This is a genomic window from Kitasatospora sp. SC0581 (assembly GCF_048159585.1).
Lineage (GTDB): Bacteria > Actinomycetota > Actinomycetes > Streptomycetales > Streptomycetaceae > Kitasatospora.
Window position 1 is genome coordinate 243697 of the sequence record NZ_JBLRWA010000004.1, and the last position, 20419, is coordinate 264115.

General features: G+C 75.1%; 19 protein-coding genes. 11 read left to right on the top strand and 8 right to left on the bottom strand.

The window, feature by feature from the left end:
* The first annotated feature begins 214 nt into the window (after positions 1-214).
* Positions 215-1423: a trans-sulfuration enzyme family protein gene (locus tag ACLWS4_RS10375; protein WP_416873870.1), complete on the top strand. Its 1209-nt coding sequence runs from the start codon at positions 215-217 to the stop codon at positions 1421-1423.
* 112 nt (positions 1424-1535) lie between these two features.
* On the opposite strand, the gene ACLWS4_RS10380 is transcribed toward ACLWS4_RS10375, so the two are convergent.
* Positions 1536-3308: a SpoIIE family protein phosphatase gene (locus tag ACLWS4_RS10380; RefSeq protein WP_416873871.1), complete on the bottom strand. Its 1773-nt coding sequence runs from the start codon at positions 3306-3308 to the stop codon at positions 1536-1538.
* A gap of 350 nt (positions 3309-3658) precedes the next feature.
* Between ACLWS4_RS10380 and ACLWS4_RS10385 the strand changes: the two genes are divergently transcribed.
* Positions 3659-4882: an ROK family protein gene (locus ACLWS4_RS10385; RefSeq protein WP_416873872.1), complete on the top strand. Its 1224-nt coding sequence runs from the start codon at positions 3659-3661 to the stop codon at positions 4880-4882.
* Between the two features lie 208 nt (positions 4883-5090).
* Positions 5091-5630 (top strand): hypothetical protein, encoded by a 540-nt coding sequence (locus ACLWS4_RS10390; RefSeq protein WP_387826590.1) that lies wholly within the window; start codon positions 5091-5093, stop codon positions 5628-5630.
* Between the two features lie 37 nt (positions 5631-5667).
* Here the strand turns inward: ACLWS4_RS10390 and ACLWS4_RS10395 are convergent, their stop codons facing one another.
* The 4 genes from ACLWS4_RS10395 to ACLWS4_RS10410 form a co-directional block, all read right to left on the bottom strand.
* Positions 5668-6327 (bottom strand): transcriptional regulator, encoded by a 660-nt coding sequence (locus ACLWS4_RS10395; RefSeq protein WP_416873873.1) that lies wholly within the window; start codon positions 6325-6327, stop codon positions 5668-5670.
* A gap of 162 nt (positions 6328-6489) precedes the next feature.
* Positions 6490-6885 carry a hypothetical protein gene (locus ACLWS4_RS10400; protein WP_049658815.1) on the bottom strand — a complete coding sequence of 132 codons (396 nt, stop codon included), beginning with the start codon at positions 6883-6885 and terminating at the stop codon, positions 6490-6492.
* A 179-nt stretch (positions 6886-7064) separates the two neighbouring features.
* A complete protein-coding gene (locus ACLWS4_RS10405) occupies positions 7065-7970 on the bottom strand; it encodes a ketopantoate reductase family protein (RefSeq protein ID WP_416873874.1) in 906 nt (301 codons plus the stop codon).
* Between the two features lie 58 nt (positions 7971-8028).
* Entirely contained in the window at positions 8029-8208 is a 180-nt protein-coding gene (locus tag ACLWS4_RS10410; RefSeq protein WP_416873875.1) for a hypothetical protein, read from the bottom strand.
* Positions 8209-8332: 124 nt separating this feature from the next.
* On the opposite strand from ACLWS4_RS10410, the gene ACLWS4_RS10415 reads away from it, so the two are divergent.
* The 4 genes from ACLWS4_RS10415 to ACLWS4_RS10430 all read left to right on the top strand — a co-directional run bounded on the left by ACLWS4_RS10415 (position 8333) and on the right by ACLWS4_RS10430 (position 13093).
* On the top strand, positions 8333-9355 hold the full coding sequence (locus tag ACLWS4_RS10415) for an ankyrin repeat domain-containing protein (protein ID WP_416873876.1): 1023 nt from the start codon (positions 8333-8335) through the stop codon (positions 9353-9355).
* Positions 9356-9452: 97 nt separating this feature from the next.
* Positions 9453-10217 (top strand): ABC transporter ATP-binding protein, encoded by a 765-nt coding sequence (locus ACLWS4_RS10420; RefSeq protein ID WP_074004966.1) that lies wholly within the window; start codon positions 9453-9455, stop codon positions 10215-10217.
* Positions 10218-10222: 5 nt separating this feature from the next.
* Entirely contained in the window at positions 10223-11614 is a 1392-nt protein-coding gene (locus ACLWS4_RS10425; RefSeq protein WP_416873877.1) for an FtsX-like permease family protein, read from the top strand.
* Between the two features lie 204 nt (positions 11615-11818).
* Positions 11819-13093, top strand: a complete 1275-nt coding sequence (locus ACLWS4_RS10430; protein WP_416873878.1) for a sensor histidine kinase — start codon at positions 11819-11821, stop codon at positions 13091-13093.
* Positions 13094-13144: 51 nt separating this feature from the next.
* Here the strand turns inward: ACLWS4_RS10430 and ACLWS4_RS10435 are convergent, their stop codons facing one another.
* Positions 13145-13813, bottom strand: coding sequence for a response regulator (locus ACLWS4_RS10435; RefSeq protein WP_416873879.1), 669 nt, complete (start codon positions 13811-13813; stop codon positions 13145-13147).
* Between the two features lie 188 nt (positions 13814-14001).
* Here ACLWS4_RS10435 and ACLWS4_RS10440 point away from each other — a divergent pair, with 188 nt between their 5' ends.
* Together ACLWS4_RS10440 and ACLWS4_RS10445 are read left to right on the top strand one after the other, a co-directional pair.
* On the top strand, positions 14002-14430 hold the full coding sequence (locus tag ACLWS4_RS10440; protein ID WP_049654197.1) for a MarR family winged helix-turn-helix transcriptional regulator: 429 nt from the start codon (positions 14002-14004) through the stop codon (positions 14428-14430).
* Positions 14431-14522: 92 nt separating this feature from the next.
* On the top strand, positions 14523-15875 hold the full coding sequence (locus ACLWS4_RS10445; protein WP_416873964.1) for an MFS transporter: 1353 nt from the start codon (positions 14523-14525) through the stop codon (positions 15873-15875).
* Positions 15876-16235: 360 nt separating this feature from the next.
* Here the strand turns inward: ACLWS4_RS10445 and ACLWS4_RS10450 are convergent, their stop codons facing one another.
* Positions 16236-16766: a DUF5959 family protein gene (locus ACLWS4_RS10450; RefSeq protein ID WP_198959461.1), complete on the bottom strand. Its 531-nt coding sequence runs from the start codon at positions 16764-16766 to the stop codon at positions 16236-16238.
* A gap of 256 nt (positions 16767-17022) precedes the next feature.
* A complete protein-coding gene (locus ACLWS4_RS10455) occupies positions 17023-18018 on the bottom strand; it encodes a ScbA/BarX family gamma-butyrolactone biosynthesis protein (RefSeq protein ID WP_079272588.1) in 996 nt (331 codons plus the stop codon).
* Positions 18019-18479: 461 nt separating this feature from the next.
* Here ACLWS4_RS10455 and ACLWS4_RS10460 point away from each other — a divergent pair, with 461 nt between their 5' ends.
* Positions 18480-19193 (top strand): ScbR family autoregulator-binding transcription factor, encoded by a 714-nt coding sequence (locus ACLWS4_RS10460; RefSeq protein WP_117493055.1) that lies wholly within the window; start codon positions 18480-18482, stop codon positions 19191-19193.
* Between the two features lie 292 nt (positions 19194-19485).
* Entirely contained in the window at positions 19486-20340 is an 855-nt protein-coding gene (locus ACLWS4_RS10465; RefSeq protein WP_082345890.1) for an AfsR/SARP family transcriptional regulator, read from the top strand.
* The last annotated feature ends 79 nt before the right edge of the window (positions 20341-20419 follow it).

Genomic DNA, 20419 nt, shown 5'->3' on the forward strand with positions numbered 1-20419 from the left:
CCGCGAGTAGCCGCGAGGCGTCGGGAGTCTCTCGCCGCCGCCGGGAGCCACCCGCCGTGGTCGGCAGCCACCCGTCGTAGAGGGGAACCACCCGCCGCCGCGACCCGGGCGTCGCCACCGCCTCCGGGCGGTGGGCCGGAACGACCGCCCGGGCAGGCCACTCGACGGCGATTGGCCATGGCCCGGGCGCCAGGACCGCCCGAGGATGAACGCCATGAGCGACCACCACTCCCACGAGGCCCCCGACGAGCTGCGCCCCGAGAGCCGGGTCGTCCACCCGCCGCTCACCGAGGTCACCGGCAGCCGTCCGCTGGGCGTCCCGCTGCACCAGAGCCACCTGTTCGCCTTCGACACCGGCGACGCGCTCGCCGGAGCCCACGGGGGACCGGACGGCGCCTTCTTCTACAACCGCTTCGGCAACCCCACCGTCCGCTCGCTGGAGCAGGCCGTCGCCGGACTCGAGGGCGGCACCGGCGCCCTCGCCACCGCCTCCGGCATGGGGGCGATCAACACCGCGCTGCTCGCCCTGCTGCGCGCCGGCGACCACGTGATCGCCCAGCGCAGCCTGTACGGCGGCACCGTCGGCGCGCTGACCGACCTCACCGAGCGCTGGGGCGTCGAGGTCGGCTACGTGAGCGGCGACGACCCGGCCGGAGTGGCGGCCGCACTGCGCCCCACCACCCGGGTGCTGTTCCTGGAGACCATCTCCAACCCCACCACCCGGGTCACCGACCTGCCCGGGCTGATCGCCGTCGCCAAGCGGGCCGGGGTGGTGAGCGTGGTGGACAACACCTTCGCGACCCCGCTGCTGTGCCGCCCGATCGAGCACGGTGCGGACATCGTGATCCACTCCGTGACCAAGTACCTCGGCGGACACTCGGACGTCCTCGGCGGGATCGCCGTCTTCGCCGACCCGGCGCTGCACCACCGGGTCTGGCGGCGCTCGCTCGACCTCGGCGCCGCCGCCGACCCGTTCGCCGCCTGGCTGACCCTGCGCGGGATGCAGACCCTCGCCCTGCGGGTCCGCCGCCAGTGCGAGACCGCGCTCGACCTGGCCGGCCGGCTCGCCGCCCACCCCGCGGTCACCGCCGTCCACTACCCGGGGCTGCCCACTCACCCCGACCACGACCTCGCCCGCCGCCTGCTGCCCGACGGCCACGGCGGAGTCCTGGCCTTCGACCTGGCCGGCGGCCGGGAAGCGGCCGCGACGTTCACCGAGTCCGTCCGGCTCGCCTCGCTGGCCCCGTCGCTGGGCGACGTGCACACCCTGGTGCTGCACCCCGCCAGCACCTCCCACCGGCAGCTGTCGGACGAGGAGTTGGCGGCGGCGGGCATCGGCCCGGGGACGGTGCGGGTGTCGGTGGGCATCGAGCACCCCGAGGACATCTGGGCGGACGTCCGGCGGGCGCTGGCGAAGGTGTGAGCGGAGGTGCGGGGGCGGGGGGAGGTGCGGGCGGAGTGCAAGGGGAGGTGCGGGCCGAGGGGCCGTCAGGGCCGGGCGGCTGTCGCGGTGAGGACCGGCGCGCGGCGGCCCGTCAGCGCTGCCGGGGGCGGGCCACCAGCAGGGCGATGTCGTCCTCGGCGGCGGCCGGGGGCGGGGCGAGGGAGTGGAGGACGGCGTCGAGCAGCTCGTCGAGGTTCCCGGTGGCGGGCAGGCGCAGGGCCGCGAGCCGCTCGAGTGAGGCGTCGATGTCCTCGTCCCGCCGCTCGACCAGGCCGTCGGTGTAGAGCAGCAGGGTCTGGCCCGGCAGGAGCGGGTGGGCGGTCTGCTCGTAGCCGCCGAAGCCGGTGCCGAGCGGCGGCCCGGTGGGGACGCGCAGCAGCTCGGTCGGACGGCCGGGGGCGATCAGGGCGGGCGGCAGGTGGCCCGCGCTGGAGAGGGTCCAGCGGCCCCGGCCCGGGTCGGCGAGGGCCAGCAGGCAGGTCGCCGGGCGGGCGGAGTCGTCGGCGGAGATGACGTTGTCGAGCTGGCGCAGGATCCGGTGCGGGGGCAGGTCCATCCCGGCGAGGTCGCGCAGCGCGGAGCGGTAGTGGCTCATGTCGACGGCGGCCTCGACGCCGTGCCCCATGACGTCGCCCATCGCCAGCAGGGTGCGCCCGAACGGCAGGCGGACCGTCTCGAACCAGTCGCCGCCGACCACCGAGGAGCTCCCGGACGGAAGGTACCGGGAGGCGAGGGAGAGGTTCTGGTGGGGGTTGCCGGGCTCGCTCAGCAGCGCCCGCTGGAGCTCCAGGGCGATGCCCTGGGACCGGGCGAAGCTGCGGGCGTTGTCGAGGGCGGTGGCGGCGCGGGCGGCGAGATCTCCGAGCAGGGCGGCCTCGTCGGGGGTGAAGGCCGGGCCGGCGGCGGTGCGGCCGAGGGTGAGCAGCCCGATCAGGCGGCCCCGGGCGGCCAGCGGGAGGACCAGCAGCGAGGCGGTCCCGGCCGGGCAGGAGTCCTCGGGCCCGGGCTCGGTGAGCACGGCGACGCCGCCCGCCAGGCTGCGCGCGGCGGCCGAGCCCTCCCGGTGGCGGATCGATTCGCCGGGCCGGGGCAGCTCGGCGAGGGCGTCGGCCAGCGCGGGTACGGCCCGGGCACCGACGCGGTGCAGCCGCTGGGACGCGCCGTGGCCGACCCGGGCCGGCTCGACCGCGGGCGGCAGCACGTCCACGGTGGCGAGATCGGCGAGCCGGGGGACGGCGAAGGCGGCGAGCTCGGTGCCGGTGGTGCCGACGTCGAGGGTGGTGCCGATCCGTTCGGTGGCGGCGTCCAGCAGGGCGAGCCGGGCCCGGGCCCGCTCCAGCTCGCGCAGCTGCTCGCGGGCCGGGTCGGGGTCGTCCAGCACGACGACGATCACGCCGGTGGTCCGCCCGGAGTGCCGCAGGGCCCGGTAGCGCACCCGAAGGCCGGGCGGTACGGGGGCGCCCGCGCCGTCCGGCCCGCCGGTGGCGTGCTCGCGGGCGAGCCCGTCGGCGAGGACCCGGCGCAGGATGCCGAGGGCCCCGGCGAAGGCGGTGGTCCCGGCGGCGCGGCCGAGCAGGTCGGCGCGGCGCAGCCCGGTGGCGGTGGTGAAGGCCGCGTTCAGGTACTGCCAGCGCAGCCGCTCGTCGAGCAGCGCGACGCCGACCGGGGCGGCGGCGAGGACCTCACGGAGCCGCTCCGGATCGTCGCCCGGGCCGTCGCCGCCGGCGCTGCCACCGCCGGTGCTGTCACCACTGGTGAAGGCGCCGAGCCGTGCGGCGAGGGCGGCCGCGGTCGCCGCCAGGGACCGGGAGTCCGGTGACGCGGGCCGCGGCCCCTCTGCTCGGTTGCCGTGCCGGAAGTGCATACGCCCATGATCACGCGCCCGGGCGCGGCACGCCCACAAGTGGGTGAAACGTTGACCGGTCGGAGACGGTGCTGTAACGGGGTGCGGCCGGCTCCGCACGGAGCCGGCGGCGAGGCCGCGGGGGAGTGGGGAAGTGGTGGGGAGGCGTGGGTGGGGCCGTGGGGATACGGCAGGCGAACGCCGGATGATCACCGGTCATACTTGGGCGGCGGCGCCCGCCCCGGACGCCGCGGCCCGGGCCGGGCCCACCCGGCCGTACCGGCCCGGACGTACCGACTCGGCCGCACCGGCCCGGACGTACGACCCGGCCGTACCGACCCGCGCCCGAAGACCCAGACCGGAGGAACCCGATGAGCCCCCACCAGCCGACCAGTCGCCCGGCGGCCGGGGCCCCCGGGGTGCCGTGGAACCGGCAGCGGCTGCGCAGCAACAACGAGTGGCTGCTGCTGGAGCTGCTGCGCACCGGCGGCGGCTCCACGCGCGCCCAGCTGGCCCGGGACACCGGTCTGTCCAAGCCGACCGTCTCGGCCGCGCTGGCCGAGCTGGAGCGGGCCGGACTGGTCCGGGAGGCCGGGCGGCTGGCCCCCGAGCGCGGCCGCACCGCCGTGCTGTACGAGGTCGACCCGACGGCCGGGCACGTGCTCGGCGTGGACATCGGCCGGGCCCGGCTGCGGGTGGCGGTGGCGGACCTGGCCGGGACGATGGTCGCCCGCCGGGACGTGGCCAACCGGGGCCGCTCGGCGAACGCCGTCGCCGACGCCGTGGTCGCCGCCGCGCACGAGGCGATCGCCGAGGCGGGCCCGGCGGCCGGGGACATCGTGCACGCCGTGATCGGCACCCCGGGGGTGTGGGACGAGCAGCGGCGCGGGGTGCGCTACGCCAACAGCCTGCCGGGCTGGGACAGGCCGGGACTGTTCGACCGGATAGGCGAGGGCCTGGGGACGGCCGTCTCGGTGGCCAACGACGCCAACCTGGCGGCGCTCGGCGAGTACACCCTGGGCGCCGGGCGGGGCAGCCGGATGTTCGCCTACCTGCTGGTCGGCACCGGGCTCGGGCTGGGCGTGGTGAAGGACGGCGAACTGCTGCTCGGCGCACATGGCGGGCTGGGCGAGATCGGCCTGGTGCCGCTGTCCGGGCGGCCCGGCGAGCCGCCCGCGACCATCGAGCAGGACGCCGCCGCGGACGCCGTGGTGCGCGCCGCCCGGGACTTCGGGCTGGACGGGGAGTCCGCGGCGCGGCAGCTGACGGCGAAGCAGGTCTTCGAGCGGGCCCGGGCCGGGGAGCCCGCGGCGGTCCGGGCGGTGGAGCGGGAGGCCGAGCGGCTCGCCTACGCGGTGGCCGTGCTCTCGGCCGTCCTGGACCCGGACCTGGTGGTGCTGGGCGGCGGGATCGGCAGCAGCGCGGACCTGCTCCTGGAGCCGCTGGAGCGGGCCCTGCACGGGCTCGCCCCGATGCGGCCGACGCTCGCGCCGAGCCTCCTGGGGGAGGAGGCGGTGCTCCTCGGCGCGGTCGCCACGGCGTTGGAGACCGCCCGCCCCGCGGTGTTCGAGCGCCGGACGGCGGGGCTGCGGTGACGGCGGGGCCGCGCTGACGGCCGGTCTGGTCGGACGGTCGAACAGGGCGGGACTGGCCGGTGGGCGGCCGGGGTTCGGGGCGGGGTGGCGACGGTCGGTGACCGGAAGGTCTCGATCTGCCAACGAGTGGGGATTCGGTGGACGGTCCGTGTGCGATTCCTGCTTCAATCGCACGACTCATCCAAACGGAACGGAGCGTTCTCCTCCCATGCCTTCACGGATACCCGGTCGCCGTCGGGCCGGCCTGGCCGGATTCGCCGGACTCGTGCTCACCGTCGGCCTGGCGCTGACGGGTTGCGACCCGTCGGCGGCCGACGGCGGTGCCACGGCCTCGGCCACGCCGACCGCCGCCACCACCCCCGCGGCGACCACCCCGCCGGCGACGCCCGCCGCGGCGGTCCCGCCGGCGGCCCCGGCCAGCACCCCGCCGGCCCAGCCGGCACCCGCGGCACCGGTGGCCACGCCCCCGCCCGCGGCCCCTCCGGGCCAGCCCAGCGCCCCCGCGCAGCCGCCCGCCACCAAGGCGCCGCAGCCGAAGGTGACCACGGCCCAGCCGCCGAACGACCCGGAGCCCCCCGCGGCGGCGGCCGGTGCCGGCGCCGGATGCGAGATCCGCTCGAACGCGGGCAACTGCTACGAGGCGGGCCAGTTCTGCCGCAACGCGGACCTGGGCAAGAGCACCCACGAGGCCGGCGGCCGGGTGATCTACTGCCGGATGGTCAGCGGGAAGCCGCACTGGCAGGCCTGAGGCCTCCTGGCGCCGGGGCGGGCCGGACGGTTCGCCCTCAGGCGTCGATGACGCCCAGGGTGTCCCAGAACAGGTGCTCGTAGGCCTGGAGCAGCAGCCCGTACTCGTGCGCGGTGGCCAGGGTCGGTTCGTCCAGCCGGTCCGGGCCCAGGGCGTCGGCGGCCTGCTGCTCCAGCTCGGGCGCGGGCTGGGCGAAGAAGTCGAAGAACGCGCAGGACTCGTCGGAGAAGCCGTACTGGCGGCGCAGCGCCTGCGCGATCGTGGCGCAGTAGCCGCCCCAGGCGGCGAAGTTGGCGACGAGCGCGGCGGCCGCGGCGGCGGGCTCGCCGTTCAGGGCGAGCCAGGCGAGGTAGTGCGGGTAGGCCTGGCACCCGGGCAGCGGCGGGCGGGCCTCCAGCGCGCCGTGGTCGAGTCCGACGGCGGCGCCGAGCGCGGGCAGGGTGCGCAGCGCGGCGCTCTCGCCCTCGGCCAGGGTGGCGAACCAGGCGCTGACCGGCCGGTCCGCGGTGCGGCCGGCGAGCAGCAGCAGGCTGCGGCGGTCGGAGCGGATGATCCGGTGCTGCTGGGCGGCGAGTTCGGCCAGCGCCGAGCGCGGCGCGGTGCCGTCGGCGAGCGCTGTGACCAGCGCGGGGGCGGTGTCGCCGGGTGCCAATTCGGCCCACAGGTGCTGGATCTGGTCGAGGATCGGGTGGTTCACCGGTGCCTCCGGGGTGCGGTTCGGTCCGGTGCCATTCCTACCGCCTGGCGGTGCCGGTGCGGCGGCGACAGGCCGGGGCCCGAGGCGGGGACCGGCTCCCGGCCGGGGCGGCGCCGGGCCGGGAGCTGGTGGCGTGGGGAGACGGGGGGTGCCCCCCGTGCGTCAGGAGTCGGCGCAGGCCTTCCCGATCTCGCCGGCAGCGTCGGTGATCGGTTTGAAGTCGGGCTGCTTGCCCTTGGAGACCCGGTCGATGGCGTCGTTGACGGCCTTGGAGAGCCGGTCGGCGGCCGCGTCGATCTTGTCCCCGTTACCCTCGCGGATCTTCTTGGTGTCGTCGGCGACCTTCCGCAAGGCCTCGACGGTGTGGTTGCGGCGGCTCTCGTCGGTGATCTGCCCGACGTTGATCGCCGAATCCGCGAGGTCCTGGACGTCGCCGGTGAGGCTGATCGCCCGCTTTCCACAGTCCAGGGCCTGGTCGGCGTCGCACGCGGTGAACAACGGGGCCGCGAGCAGCAGTGCGAGCGTGGTGGCGGCCAGACGGTACGGCTTCCTTGTCATGTCTCTATCCCTCCCGCCTTATCAACGCCGGTCCGCCGTGCGGAGGTTCCGGAAGACTGCATGAACCGTTGGGAAAGTCTTTGCTTCCATCGGAATATGATGTTCCGTCAGTTTTGTGCGGGAGGGATGCGGGCGTTCACCCCGCGGTGCCTTCCGCGGGGTGAACGCCCGGGCGGGCACTACCGGGTGGCGGATTCGGACAGGTCGTGCACCAGGCGGGCGATGGTCGGAACCGCCACCGCGTGCGCGTCGGCCGCCCGCAGCACGGCGCCGCCGATGGCGTCCAACTCGGTCGGCCGTCCGGCCTCCACGTCGCGCTGCATCGAGGACCTCATCGTCCCGGGGATGCGGTCGAAGGAGGCGAGCAGCGTCTGCGCGTCCGCCGGCGCGCCGACCGCCCGGGTGACGGCGGTGATCTCGTCCAGCACGGCGAGGAGTTCGGCCCGGTGCTCGGTGCGTACGGTGCCGATCCCGCTCGCGTGGCGGGTGGTCAGCAGGGCGAACGGGGCGAGGAAGGAGAGCTTGCTCCACAGCATCGCCGTCTCGTCCTCGCGCAGTGCGACGTCCAGACCGGTGTGCCGCAGCTGCTCGGCGAACTCGGCCACGGGGGAGTCGGGTTCGGCGTTCGCACCCAGCTCGATGGCGGCGAACGGGCTGGTGTGCTCGATCAGTCCGGGCGCCGTCCGGGCGGCCTCGACCCGGATCGTGCCGGCCACCACCCGTGCGGCCGGGTAGCGCTCGCGCAGCACGGCCATGTGGTCCAGACCGTTGAGCAGCGGCACCACGATCCCGGTGCCGAGCACCTCCGCGGGCAACCGGTCCAGCGCGGCGGCCAGCGCCGTCTCCTTGACCGTCACGAAGACGGCGTCGACCGGCTCGCGCAGCTCGGTCGCCGCCTCCACCCGGACGGTGAACTCGCCGAACTCGGCGCTGCGGACCCGCAGTCCGTCCCGCGCGATCGCGGCCGCGGTCGTCTCGCCGGCCAGGCAGACGACCCGGTGGCCGTCGCGGGCGAGCAGCCCGCCGATCAGTCCGCCGACGCCGCCGGGGCCGAGGACGGCGACGGTCAGGGGGGTGGTGGTCATGGTGACTCCTGTGGGTGGGTGGCGTGGTGAGGGATGGGGAAGCGGGGGCCGGGTGCGGTTACGGTGAGCGGCAGGATGCGCTTGCCCGGCTGGAAGAGCAGGCCGTCGCCCGGGAGCAGCCACGGACGAAGGTGCCGCGCACCCCGCCGGGCGGCAGTCCGCCGTGCGGGGTCGGCAGCCCGCACACCTCCGCCTCGGTGGGGCCGAAGCGCGGCTCGGGCAGCAGGTCGATGGTCACCGGATCATGATTCCCCGTCGGGCGGGCCCGGCGGGAGGCGGGGGCGTAAAGGGGAGGGCGTGCCCGGCTCCGGCGGGCTTAGGGTGCGCCGGTGGAGGCTGTGCGGCGAGGGGGGAGTCGGCGGATGACGGCGGACGGGCGGCTGGTGGCGGCGGTACGGGCGCGGGATGTCGACGCCGTGTGGGAGGTACTCGCCGCAGGCGCGGATCCGAACGCCTGCGATGCGGACGGGCCGCCCCTGCTGTGGGTGGCCGTGAACGGGTTCGACCACGAGGTCGCCGGTGTCCTGGTCGACCACGGTGCCGATCCGGACCGTCCGCTGCCCGACGGGACGACCCCGCTGCTGCGCGCGGTGGACCTCGGTTCGTCGGCGCTGGTCGGGGCGGTGCTGGGGAAGGACCCGGCGCTGCGGTTGCCCGCCGACGCCCGTGAGCACCTGCTCGCCCTGGCCAGGGCCTGGTACGAGACGGGGACGGAGGAGGAACTGCGGCGACGGACCGGGGCCGTGGGGCCGGCGGAGCGGGTGTGGGTGACCGAGCAGTACGCGGATGTCGAGCAGGTCTCCCTCGGCGGGCTGACCGTGCGCGCCGGGCACGGGGCCGTGCTGACCGGGCTGGAGTGGAGGTTCCGCCTCCTCACCCCGGTCGACGAGTTGGTGGCCAGGGCCGTCCGGCACCGGGAGCCGGGGCACGTCGGGCAGCAGGCCGTCCGGTTCGTGCTCGGGGAACGCCGAAGTCGGGAGACCTGGTCGGCCCTGACGGCCCACCACCGGCACCCCGACCCCGCGCACCGCCGCTTCCTCGCGGCCTTCCTGTGCGACGCCCCGCTCCTGGGGATGGGGCACGCGGTCGAGTACGAGGCGGAGGAGACGGAGCTGCTCGTCGCCTGGGCGTCGGCCGAGCCGGACGGCGGGGTGCTCGCCGAGGTCCTCCGAGCCCTGGGCGGTCGTGAGTGCCCGGAGGAGGAGGCCGTCGGGTTGCGGCGCGCTGCTGCGTCCGTCCTGGCCCCGTCCGCCGACCGGACGCCCGAGGTCGCCGACGCCCTGGCGGCACTGCTGGACGTGGACGACCGGCCGGTGCGCCTGGAGGCGACCTACGGCCTCGCCCCCCGGGCCTGGGAGGCCCGCAATCCGCCCGAGGGGACGTAGCACCACCTGCGAGGTTCGGTTTTCCGAACCCCGGATTCGGGTGCCAGCACAATCGATCTCCCGGCCCCGGACGCCCACGATGGAGGGCATGAACGGGATGACGACAGCCGCCGCCACGGCGGCGCACGACGGGGTGACGGACGCGGCCCTGAGCGCGGTCGGGCTGCACCGGCAGTACGGGCGGGGCACGGCGGCCGTACAAGCGCTGCGCGGGGTCTCGGTGGCCTTCGCGCCGGGGACGTTCACGGCGGTGATGGGGCCGTCGGGCTCCGGCAAGACCACCCTGCTGCACTGCCTGGCCGGGATGGACCGTCCGACCGGGGGCACTGTGCGGTGGGGCCGCACCGAGGTGTCCGGGCTGCCCGAGCGGCGGCTGGCGGAGCTGCGCCGCACCCGGGTGGGGTTCGTGTTCCAGGCCTTCAACCTGATGCCGGCGATGACGGTCGGGCAGAACGTCGAGCTGCCCGGCCGGCTCGCCGGGCGGCCGCCGGAGCGGGCCGCGGTGCGGGAGGCGCTGGCCCGGGTCGGGCTGGCCGGGCGGGAGCGGCACCGGCCCGGGCAGCTGTCGGGCGGTCAGCAGCAGCGGGTGGCGATAGCCAGGGCGCTGGTCTCCCGGCCGGAGGTGCTGTTCGCCGACGAGCCGACCGGCGCGCTGGACCGGGCCACCGGGCAGGAGGTCCTCGGCCTGCTGCGTTCGGGCGTCGACACCGACGGACGGACCTGCGTGATGGTCACCCACGACCCGGTCGCCGCCGGGTACGCGGACCGGGTGCTGCTGCTGGCCGACGGCCTGCTGGTGGACGAGCTGACCGCGCCGACGGCCGCGCAGGTCGCCGAGCGGCTGAGCCGGTTGGGCGGGTGAGCACGATGAGCAGTCCCGTACTGGGCCTCTCGGCGGGGCAGATCCGCCGCCGCCCGGCCTCCTTCGCCGGGCTGGGGACGGCGCTGTTCCTGGCGGTGGCGGCGGTGACGCTGTTCGGGTCGCTGGTCGCCGCCCAGGTCACGGCGCCGGCCGCGGTGGCGCGCACGGCGGTGTCCGGGCCGGGCCTGGTGCTGATCGCCGGGGCCTTCGGCGAGATCGCCGTCCTGGTCGCGCTGTTCGTCGTGGTCAACGCCCTCGGCTTCACCCTGCGCCAGCAGCACCGCGACCTGGCGCTGCTGCGCACCGTCGCGGCGACACCCCGTCAGGTCCGGCGGGTGGTGCGCGCGCAGGTGGTGGCGACCACCCTGCTGGTGTCCGGGCCGGGCGGCCTGGTGGGCTTCCTCGCCGCCCGGGCCTTCCTCGCAGCACTCCAGCGGCGCGGCATGGCCGCACCCGGGCTGCGCATACCCGGGGCGCCGGTGCCGGCGCTGATCGGGCTCGCGGTGGCGCTGCTGGTGGGCCTGGCGGCCAGTGCCGTGGCGGCCCGCCGGATCACCCGGCCCGCCCCGGCCGCCGCACTGACCGAGGGCGTGGGCGGGCCACGGCGGACGCCCGTGCCGCGGGTGCTCGCCGGGCTGGCGGTGCTTGCGGGTGGTGGGCTGCTGCTGCGACTGGCGGCGAGCCGGCCGGCCGGAGAGCTGGACAAGGCGGGGCAGGCCGCGCTGCTCGGCTCGCTGGTGCTGCTGGTCGCGGTCGGACTGCTGGGGCCGGTGGCGGCGCGGGTCCTGGCGGCGGTGCTCGGCGCCCCGGCGCGGGTGCTCGCGCCCCGGGCGGGCTGGCTGGCGGACGCCAACCTGCGCGGCTACGCGGTCCGGCTCTCCTCGGCGGTGGTGCCGGTCGCGCTGCTCGTCGGGCTCTCCGGCACCCTGCTGGTCCTGACCGGCACCGCCGAGCACGTCGTCCGGGCGACGGGCGCCGCGACCAGCGTCACCAAGCAGAGCGACATCTGGCTGCGCGAGGCGGAGCTCGGGATGCTGGTCTGCTTCGCGGCGGTCTCCACGGTCAACACCCTGGTGGCGCTGACCGCCGACCGGCGCCGCGAGTTCGCGCTGCTGCGCCTGGTCGGGGCGACGCGGCGGCAGCTGCTGCGGATGCTCGGCGTGGAGGCGGTCCTGACCACGGCGATCGGTGTGCTGCTGGGTGCGGCGGTGGCGGCCGCGGCCTCGGGGGCGTTCAGCCTGGCGGTGACGGGCTCGGTGGTGCCGGTGGTGCCGGGCACGGCGTGCGCCTGGGTGGTGCTGGGGGCGGTGGTGCTCACGGTGCCGGGGATCGTGGGCACGGGGCTGTGGGCGGTCGGCGGTTCGGCGGTGGAGACGACGGGCGGGGAACGGGGGTGAGGCGGAGGCCGGCGTCCACGGCGGGTGGGCGTGGGGTCGGTGCCATGGCTGTCCGAGGGGCCGTGCGGACGGAAGGGCAGGTGGATGCGGTGGTCCGGGCGGGTCCTGGTGGATGCTGGGGGCCGGTCGGCGGCTGAATGCCGGTCGGTGAGTGCTGGTCAGTGATTGTCGGTGGGTGTCGGTGGGCGAGTGGTGAGGTGGACGGTGGCTGAGCGGCGGCGGTACCGGTCGGTGCGCGGTGGTGAACTGGCCTTCGCGGTGCTCGGGTTGCCGCTCGGGGTGCTCGGCGGCGTGTACGCCGTCGCCGTCCTCTACGCGGGGGCCTTGTTCTCGCTCACCGTGCTGGGCCTGCCGTTCGTGGCGGCCGCGCTGCTCGGGGCGAGGAGGCTCGGCGGGTTGCACCGGTGGCTGGTCGCGCGGCTGCTCGGGGAGGAGGTGCCGGCACCGCGGCCGCTGCCGCGTCCGGCCGGAGTGTTCGCGCGGGGCCGGGTGGTGCTGACCGATCCGGTGGCCTGGCGGGCGCTGCTCTACCTCTTCCTCCGGCTGCCGCTGGGCGTGCTCGGCTTCCTGGCCGTGGTCGGGCTCCCGCTCGGAAGCGTCTGGCTGGTGGGCTTCCCGCTCTGGGTGCGGATGATGGAGCCGGGCCCGAGGTCGATCGGCCTGCTGGACCTGGGCGCGATCCCGATCGGCCTCGCGGTGCTGGTCGCCGTACCAGCGGCGGTGCAGGCGCTCGGAGGGGCGAACCGCACGCTGGCCCGTACCCTGCTCGGGCCGGTGCGCTCGGACCAGCGGGTGCGTCAGCTGGAGAAGGCCCGGTCCATCCTGCTGGCCGAGGGCACCGACCGACTGCGGCGCCTGGAACGCGACCTGCACGACGGCACCCAGGCGCAGCTGGTCGCGCTCGCCATCACGCTGTCGCTGGCCGACGACGTGCTGGGGGCGGGCGCGCCGCCGGTGGGCCTTCCGCCGGTGGGCCTTCCGGCCGAGGGTGGCTCGGACGGGCTCGACCTCGGGCGGCTGCGGACCCTGGTGGACCGGGCCCGTGGGCAGGCCGAGGACACCATCACCGGTCTGCGCCGGCTGACCAGGGGCATCCACCCGGTGGCGCTGGAGGGCGGGTTGGCCGAGGCGCTGCCGGGGCTGACCGCCACCTCGCCGGTGCCGGTCGACGTCCGGCTGGACCTTCGGGAGCGTCCGGAGGAGGCGATCGAGCGGGCCGTCTACTTCTGTGCGGCCGAACTGCTGACCAACGTGGCCAAGCACAGTGGCGCGCGGTCGGTGGAGCTGAGCGTGAGCGCCGCCGAGGGGAGGGTCCGGCTGACCGTGCGCGACGACGGGCACGGCGGCGCCGTGATCGGTGCGGGTAGCGGGCTCACCGGCCTGGCCGAGCGGCTCGCGGTGCTGGACGGGACGCTGCGAGTGGACAGCCCGCCCGGCGGGCCGACGGCGGTCAGCGCCGAACTGCCCGGCCGGCTCTGACGGGCGGCCACGGCCCGGGCGGTCGGGGTCGCCGTCCCGGGAGGTGCTACCTCAGGAGGCGCCGCTCTCCGAGAGGTAGGCGAGCACGGCCTTGACCCGCCGGTTGTCGGCCTCGGTCGCGGGCAGGTCGAACTTGCCGAACACGGCGGCCACGTGCTTCTCCACCGCCCGCTCCGAGACCACCAGCAGCGTGGCGATCGAACGGTTGGAGTGCCCCTGCGCCATCAGCTCCAGCACCTCCCGCTCGCGCGGGGTGAGCGCGTCCACCCGGCTACGCCGTCCGCCGTGCAGCAGACCGTTGACGATCTCCGGGTCGAGGGCCGTGCCGCCTGCGGCGACCCGGTGCAGCGCGTCGACGAACTCGGAGGTGCGGGCCACCCGCTCCTTGAGGAGATAGCCGATGCCGGAGGCGCCGTCGGCCAGCAGCCGGGCCGCCCAGGCGGTCTCGACGTGCTGGGAGAAGACCAGGATGCCCACCTCCGGCAGGGTGGCCCGGATCTCCACGGCTGCTCGGATGCCCTCGTCGGTGTGGGTGGGTGGCATCCGGATGTCCACCACGGCCACGTCGGGCCGGTGCCCGGTGACGGCGGCGATCAGCTCGGGTGCCGTCCCGGCGGTGGCGACCACCGCGCACCCCCGGGCGGTGAGGAGTTCGACCATGCCGTCCCGGAGGATCACCGAGTCCTCGGCGAGGACGACGCGGAGCTGCTTGTCGATCATGCCGTCATTATCCGGGCCCGCCGCCGGGCCGGGGCACGGGTGGTGGAGGGCCCGGTCCACCCTCAGGAAATCTTCAGTTCAGACTGGACAGTCCAGACTGATGAAATTACCGTGGAACCGTGACCGAGAAGCGAACCGCCCGTACCGCCCCGGCCGACCCCGCCGGGCCCGCCGGGTCCGCCGAAACCGTGGTTCCCGACAGCGCGGCGCTGGCCGCCCGTGAACTGCGCGCCGTCTTCAGCCGGCTGCGCCGCACCCTCCGGGAGGCGAGCGGCACCAGCGACCTGACGCCCTCCCAGACCGCCGTGCTCAGCCGGCTGATCAACGACGGTCCGGCCTCCGCCAGCGCGCTGGCCGCCGCCGAGCGGGTCCGTCCGCAGTCGATGGCCGCCACCCTCGCCGCGCTGGAACAGCACGGACTGGTCGGGCGCCGCCCCGACCCCGAGGACGGCCGCCGTCAGGTGGTCAGCCTCACCGAGGTCGGCTTGGCCCGGGTCGCGGACAGCCGCCAGGCCCGTGAGGAGTGGCTGACCCGGGCCATGGCGGAGCACTACACCGAGGCCGAGCGCGCCACCGTGCTGGAGGCGCTGGCCCTGATAGACCGGCTGAACCGGTGACGACCGGCCCGGCCGCCCTGCTCGCCCGGCTCCGGCCGCGCCGCCGGCAGCCCGCTCCGGACGACGGGTTCAACCGCCGGCTGATCGCGCCGATGGTGCTCGGCTCGGTGCTCAACCCGATCAACTCGTCGATGATCGCGGTGGCCCTGGTGCCCGTCGGCGCCGCCTTCGGCGCGCCGCCCGCCGAGACCGCCTGGCTGGTCACCGGGCTCTACCTGGCCACCGCCATCGGCCAGCCGGTGATCGGGCGGCTGGTGGACACCCACGGCCCGCGCCGGCTCTACCTCGCCGGGACGGCCCTGGTCGGCCTCGCCGGACTGCTCGGTGCGCTCGCCCCGTCGCTCGGACTGCTGATCACCGCCCGGGTGCTGCTCGGACTGGGCACCTCCGCGGCCTACCCCGCCGCGATGCACCTGACCCGCAGCGAGGCCGAGCGGACCGGGCGGTCCAGCCCCACCGGGGTGCTGACGGTACTGGCCGTCGCCAACCAGACCGTCGCGGTGGTCGGCCCCACCCTCGGCGGTCTGCTGATCGGCGCGGGCGGCTGGCGCACGGTCTTCGCCGTCAACGTCCCGCTGTCACTGGCCTGCCTGGCACTCGGTGCGGCCCGGCTGCCCGTCACCGCCCGCCGCCTGGACCCTGCCGACGGCGGTGAGCGCCCCGGGCGTCCGGAACGCCTCGACCACCTCGGGATCGCGCTGTTCGCGGTCCTCCTGCTCGCCCTGATGCTGTTCCTGATGAAGCCCGGCCCTGCTCGCTGGTACCTGCCGGTGCTCGCCCTCCTGGCAGCCGTCGCCTTCGCCCTCCGCGAGCGGCGGGCCCGCGCCCCCTTCATCGACCTGCGGGCGCTCGCCGGCAACCGCCCGCTGGTCGCCACCTACCTGCGCCAGGTGCTCGGCTACACCGCCATCTACGCCTTCCTCTACGGCTACACCCAGTGGCTGGAGAAGGGGCGCGGCCTGTCCGCCGCCACCGCCGGACTCGTGCTGCTGCCGCTCTCGCTGACCGCGCTCGCGGCCGCCGGGGCCAGCGGCCGCAGCCCGGGCGTCCGCGGCAAACTGCTGGTCGGCTCCGCCTGCCAGATCGCGGCCTGCGCCGCCCTGCTGCTGGTCCACGCGAACAGCCCCGGCGCCCTGCTGATCGGAGTCGGCGTGCTGGCGGGTGTCTCACAGGGGCTGATCGGGCTCGGCACCCAGACCGCCCTCTACCACCAGGCGGACCCCGCCGCCATCGCCTCGGCGGCCGGGCTGCTGCGCACCTTCATGTACCTCGGCGCCATGGCGGCCTCCGCCGCGAACGCCGCCTTCTTCCCGCACGGCGCCACCACGGCCGGGCTGCACCACCTCGCCTTGTTCATGCTCGGCGGCGCGGCCCTGCTCTTCCTCCTCACCGTGCCCGACCGTTCGCTGGGGCGACTGGGAACGCCTCCGCGGCAGCAGAAGTGACGGCCGATCCGTTCGCCTGGACGTACTGACCGCGACGGTGGGTGACGGGGTTCAGTGAGGGCCTTTCCGGCTCGGTGCGGACTGTGACATCCGCACCGGCACCCGGAAGGCCCTCACGCCACACCGTGACCACCGCTGACCTTCACCGGACGCTGCCGCCTTGCCGACCTCCCACACCCGGACCGCGCCACCGGGCACCCGGTGCGGCGCTACGAACGCGCCGCACCGGGTGAGACGGTCGGGTTGCACCAGCTCGCGCTGGTCATGGTCGGCGGTGCGGCCCGGTCTTTCTTCTCGCTGTTCCCGACTGATCGTCCGTGCGGCTTGGAACGCTGGCGCAGTATTAGAGGTGACGATCGATCAACTCTCGTCGGGCAGGTTTCCGCGCCAGGCGTGGATGCCCGGGGAGAGTTCGACCACCTCGGCCGGGTAGGCACTGCGGACGAGGCGGAGCAGGGTGCGTTGCTCGGCCAGCCAGTTCGGTGCGGGGGAGAGTACGACCCGGAGGGTGACGCCGGATTCCTCCGCGTCGGAGACGGTCACCCAGAGGCCGCCGGGGCGGCCGGGTTCGATGCGTAGCTCCGGTCCGTGTTCCTCGTCCAGCCAGCGGACCGCGGAGCCGCGGCCGAGTCGGTCCAGGGCGGTCTCCCACTGTCTGAGGTGGCGGTCGGTCACCAGGGTGACGAACTGCCCGCGTACCGAGTCCGCGGTGACGGTGATCTCGCAGTCCAGCCAGTCGTGTCCGAGCAGTGAGCCCGGCGCGTGCCGTCCGAGGACGCGTACGCGGACGTTCCGGCCGCCGGTCCGTCCGTCGCAGCCGGGGGCGTCGTCGGTGCCGGGGCGGTCGGCGAGTCTTATCAACTCGTTCTGCTGCGAAGGGACTTCACTCACGGCGGACTCCTGTTGGCAGCGGGATCCAGGGGGTGACATCCTCGCGCAGGTGTTCGCCCCGGTGCCAGTCCGGGAGCGGGGCGTTCCGGCCGGGGCCGGCCCGTGGTGGGCCCCCCGGAATCGGCTGGTGCCCGTGGCCGCAGCCCCCGCGGGCGTCGTCGGCACGCGGACGGCCCGCCGGACCGGGAGGGTCGGGCGGGCCGTTCGAGCGTTGCGAGGGGGTACTCCGGAGGTCGGTGCGGCGGCGGTCGTCGGGTCAGCGGTGGTCCGGGTGGCCGGTGAGCACGGTGGTGAAGATCGGCTCGCCGTGCTGGTGGCCGGTCACGGTGGTGGTGAGGGCGTCCGGGTCCCCGCCGGGGGTGTGCTGGGCGGTGATCGTGGTGGGCGCGTCGTGCTCGGCGTACCGGTGGAAGGTGGTGGCCGCGGCGGTCGGTGTGACGGTGGCCGGGCTGCTCAGCGCGTTGGCCGCCTGCCGGGCCGCCTCCAACAGCACCATGCCGGGGATGTGGTCGTTGGCGTGGTCGAAGAGGATCGGGTGCCAGAAGTCGGGGGTGAGGTGCCAGGTGCCGGGGGCGTCCGCCGGGGCCAGCAGGACGTCGCACGGGCGGAGCCGGCCGACCCGGGCCGGCGGGAGCGGCTCGGCGGTCACGGTCGGCGCCGCCGGGAGCTCGGCGGAGTGGCGGCCCCGGCGCAGCCGCTGGTAGGTGGAGTCCGGAACGGTGGTGAAGCGGGCGTAGCCGGTGGCGGCCAGCTGGGCGCCCCGTCGGACGACGGTCTCCAGCGTGAAGTCGACGGTGGTGCCGGAGCGGCGCGGCTGGGCGAGGAGCTGGACCTCCAGGGTGAGGTCGGTCGGCGCCGCACCGATCAGCAACTGCCGCGACCGGGTGGTGTAGTCGAGGTTCCACATCATGAACTTGTGGTCGAGCGGTACGCCGAACCGGGTGTGGGCGAGGTAGAGCCCGGCTTGGCGGATCGTTTCAGCAGCTTGGATCGGGTCGTGCCGGGTGCCGTCCGGGGTGCTGAAGAAGGTGTGCGCCCGCGGCCACTGCGCGGTGACGGCGAAGGTGGTGTCCGTGAGCTGTTCGCTGCCGGTGAGGAAGACCTCGGCGTGGCAGGCCCGGTGGACGTACTCCTTGGCGACGGTGCTGGTCAGGCGAGGCGCCGGGGCTGCTGCGGCCGGGCCGGGGATCGTTCCGGAGTCCGTGCCGGTGGTGAGGACGGATGCGGGCGTACGGAAGGCAAGCAGAGTCATGGGGAGCGCTCCGAAAGGCCGTGACGGGCGGGGTGGGCTGCTCAGGGCTCGTAAGATACGTACCTACCGGTTTGGTTTTCAAGGAGCCAGAACAAAGGTTCGTCGGCGGCCGAGCGTGGTCGGACGGGCACGGTGGGTGGGTGTCGATCACTGCCCGGAGATCGGCTCCGACGGGTGAACCTCCTTGACCTGTGGGGATGTCGGCGCACAGGCTTGACAGGTTCATGGCTATTATGTGGTCGTTCGTTGCCATCCCGGCCACAAGTGAGAGCTGGTATTCCGCTTAAGGGGGCTGGCGGCGAGATGTCGGCCATCTGTTCGTCTCATACCGTCTACGCGGTTTTAGTCCGCTCGAGGACGGCCCTATGTGACCTGGGACGCAGGGATCCCCGCCGACCTCGGCGGGTAAGATACGGGGTGTTTGGTTTTGTTTGCCGAGCGTTTCGGGTGGGGTGGTTGCGGTGGTGCGACAGGAACGGGCGGTCCGGACGCGTCGGCTGATCCTGGAGGCGGCGGCGTCGGTCTTCGACGAGTACGGGTACGAGGGGGCGACGATCGGTGCGGTCGTGGCTCGCGCCGGAGTGACCCGGGGCGCGGTGTACTTCCACTTCGCCTCCAAGCGGGAGCTCGCCCAGGGGGTCGTCGAGGAGCAGTTCGGCCGGGACGAGATTCCCGAACGGCACTGCAAACTCCAGGAGTTCGTGGACCTCGGGATGGTGGTCGCCCATCTCATGCCGCGCGACCCGGTGTTGAGCGCCGGCGCGCGGCTCTCCCTCGGCCAGGACGTGTTCGGCGACTTCAGCGGCGGCGCGGCGCCCGGCTGGATCCAGCGGGCCGAGACCGTGCTGGAGACGGCCGGCCGGCGCGGCGAACTGCTGCCCCAGGTGGTGCCCGCCGAGACGGCGTGGCTGGTCACCGGGGCCTGGACGGGCGTGCAGATACAGTCCCAGAAGATGTCCGGCCGGTCGGACCTGGAGCGCCGGGTCGCCTCGCTGTACCAGCATGTGATGCCCAGCATCGCGGTGCCCGGGGTGCTGGCCACGCTCGACCTCGCGGCGGACCGGGGCGGCCGGGTGGTCGCGGAGCTGGCGGCGGCCCGGGCGGCCGAGGCGGAGGCCGGGGCGGCCGCGGGCGAGGCGGCCGGGACGGGTGCGGGCGGGGCCGGTCCGGCCTGATTCGGGGTGATCCGGGCGGGCTCCGGGCGGGTCCGAGTGGTCCGCGGGGGTCTCGGGCGAAGCCTTTCGAGGCCGGACCGGCGGTCCGGTGTCCTACTCCCACGGGCTTGCTCCGCCCAGAAACAAACAGCGCGTTCGGTTTTGTATTGACAAACCGTCTGTCCTGTTTTTGGATAGGTGTCGGGTGCTCGACCGACCTTCCAGCGGATCTGCGCGGACGGTGAGCAGCGGAGCGCCCGCCCGACCGGCGGCCGTCGGGGCCGCCGATCCGTCTGGATGTGGGGTGGTCGTCGTGGAGATCCGCGTGCTGGGGGTCTTGGGGGTCCGACTGTGCGGGGTTTCGGTGGTGCCCTCGGCGCCGAAGCCTCGACAGGTGCTCGCCCTGCTGGCGTTACGGGCCGACCAGGTCGTCCCGGCGAGCGTCCTCGCCGAGGAACTGTGGTCCGGCCGTCCGCCGCGCAGCGCCCGCACCACCGTGCAGACCTATGTGCTCCAACTGCGCGACCTCATCGACCGGGCGCTCGCCCAGGGTGACGGCGGCCCGGGAGCCTCCTGCGCGAAGGACGTCCTGGTCACCTCGGCCGGCGGCTACATGCTGAACAGCGGTGGCGGGCTGGTCGACCTCCAGGAGTTCGACCGCCTCGCCGGGCACGGCTACCGCGCCATGGACGGCGGCGACTTCCCGCTCGCCGCCCGCCAGTTGGGCGAGGCGCTCGCGCTGTGGCGCGGCCCGGCCTTCGCGGATGTCCCGGTCGGCGGCCAACTCGCCGTCGAGGTCAGGCGGTTGGAGGAGACCCGGCTCTGCGCGCTGGACCAGCGGATCGAGGCCGACCTGCGCCTCGGCCGGCACCGCGTACTGCTCGCCGAACTCACCGTCCTGGTCGACCGCTACCGCACCCACGAGAGCCTGCACGGCCAGTACATGATCGCGCTGCACCGCTCCGGCCGCCGGGGCGAGGCGCTGGAGGCCTACCAGCGCCTGCGGAACACCCTGGTACGGGAGTTGGGCATGGAACCGTCCGCGGCACTGCGGCGACTCCAGCGCTCCATCCTGCTCGCCAGCCCGGAACGCCCGGACCAGGAGCAGCCGGGCGTGCTCGCCGAGGGAGCCGTCGCCCGAACCGCCCGCCTCACCCGGGTCGGCTGAGCCCGGCCAGCGACGTCGCCGCCCGACCGCTCCCGACCACACCGGGCTGCGACGGGCAGTGACGGGCGGCGCGGGGTGG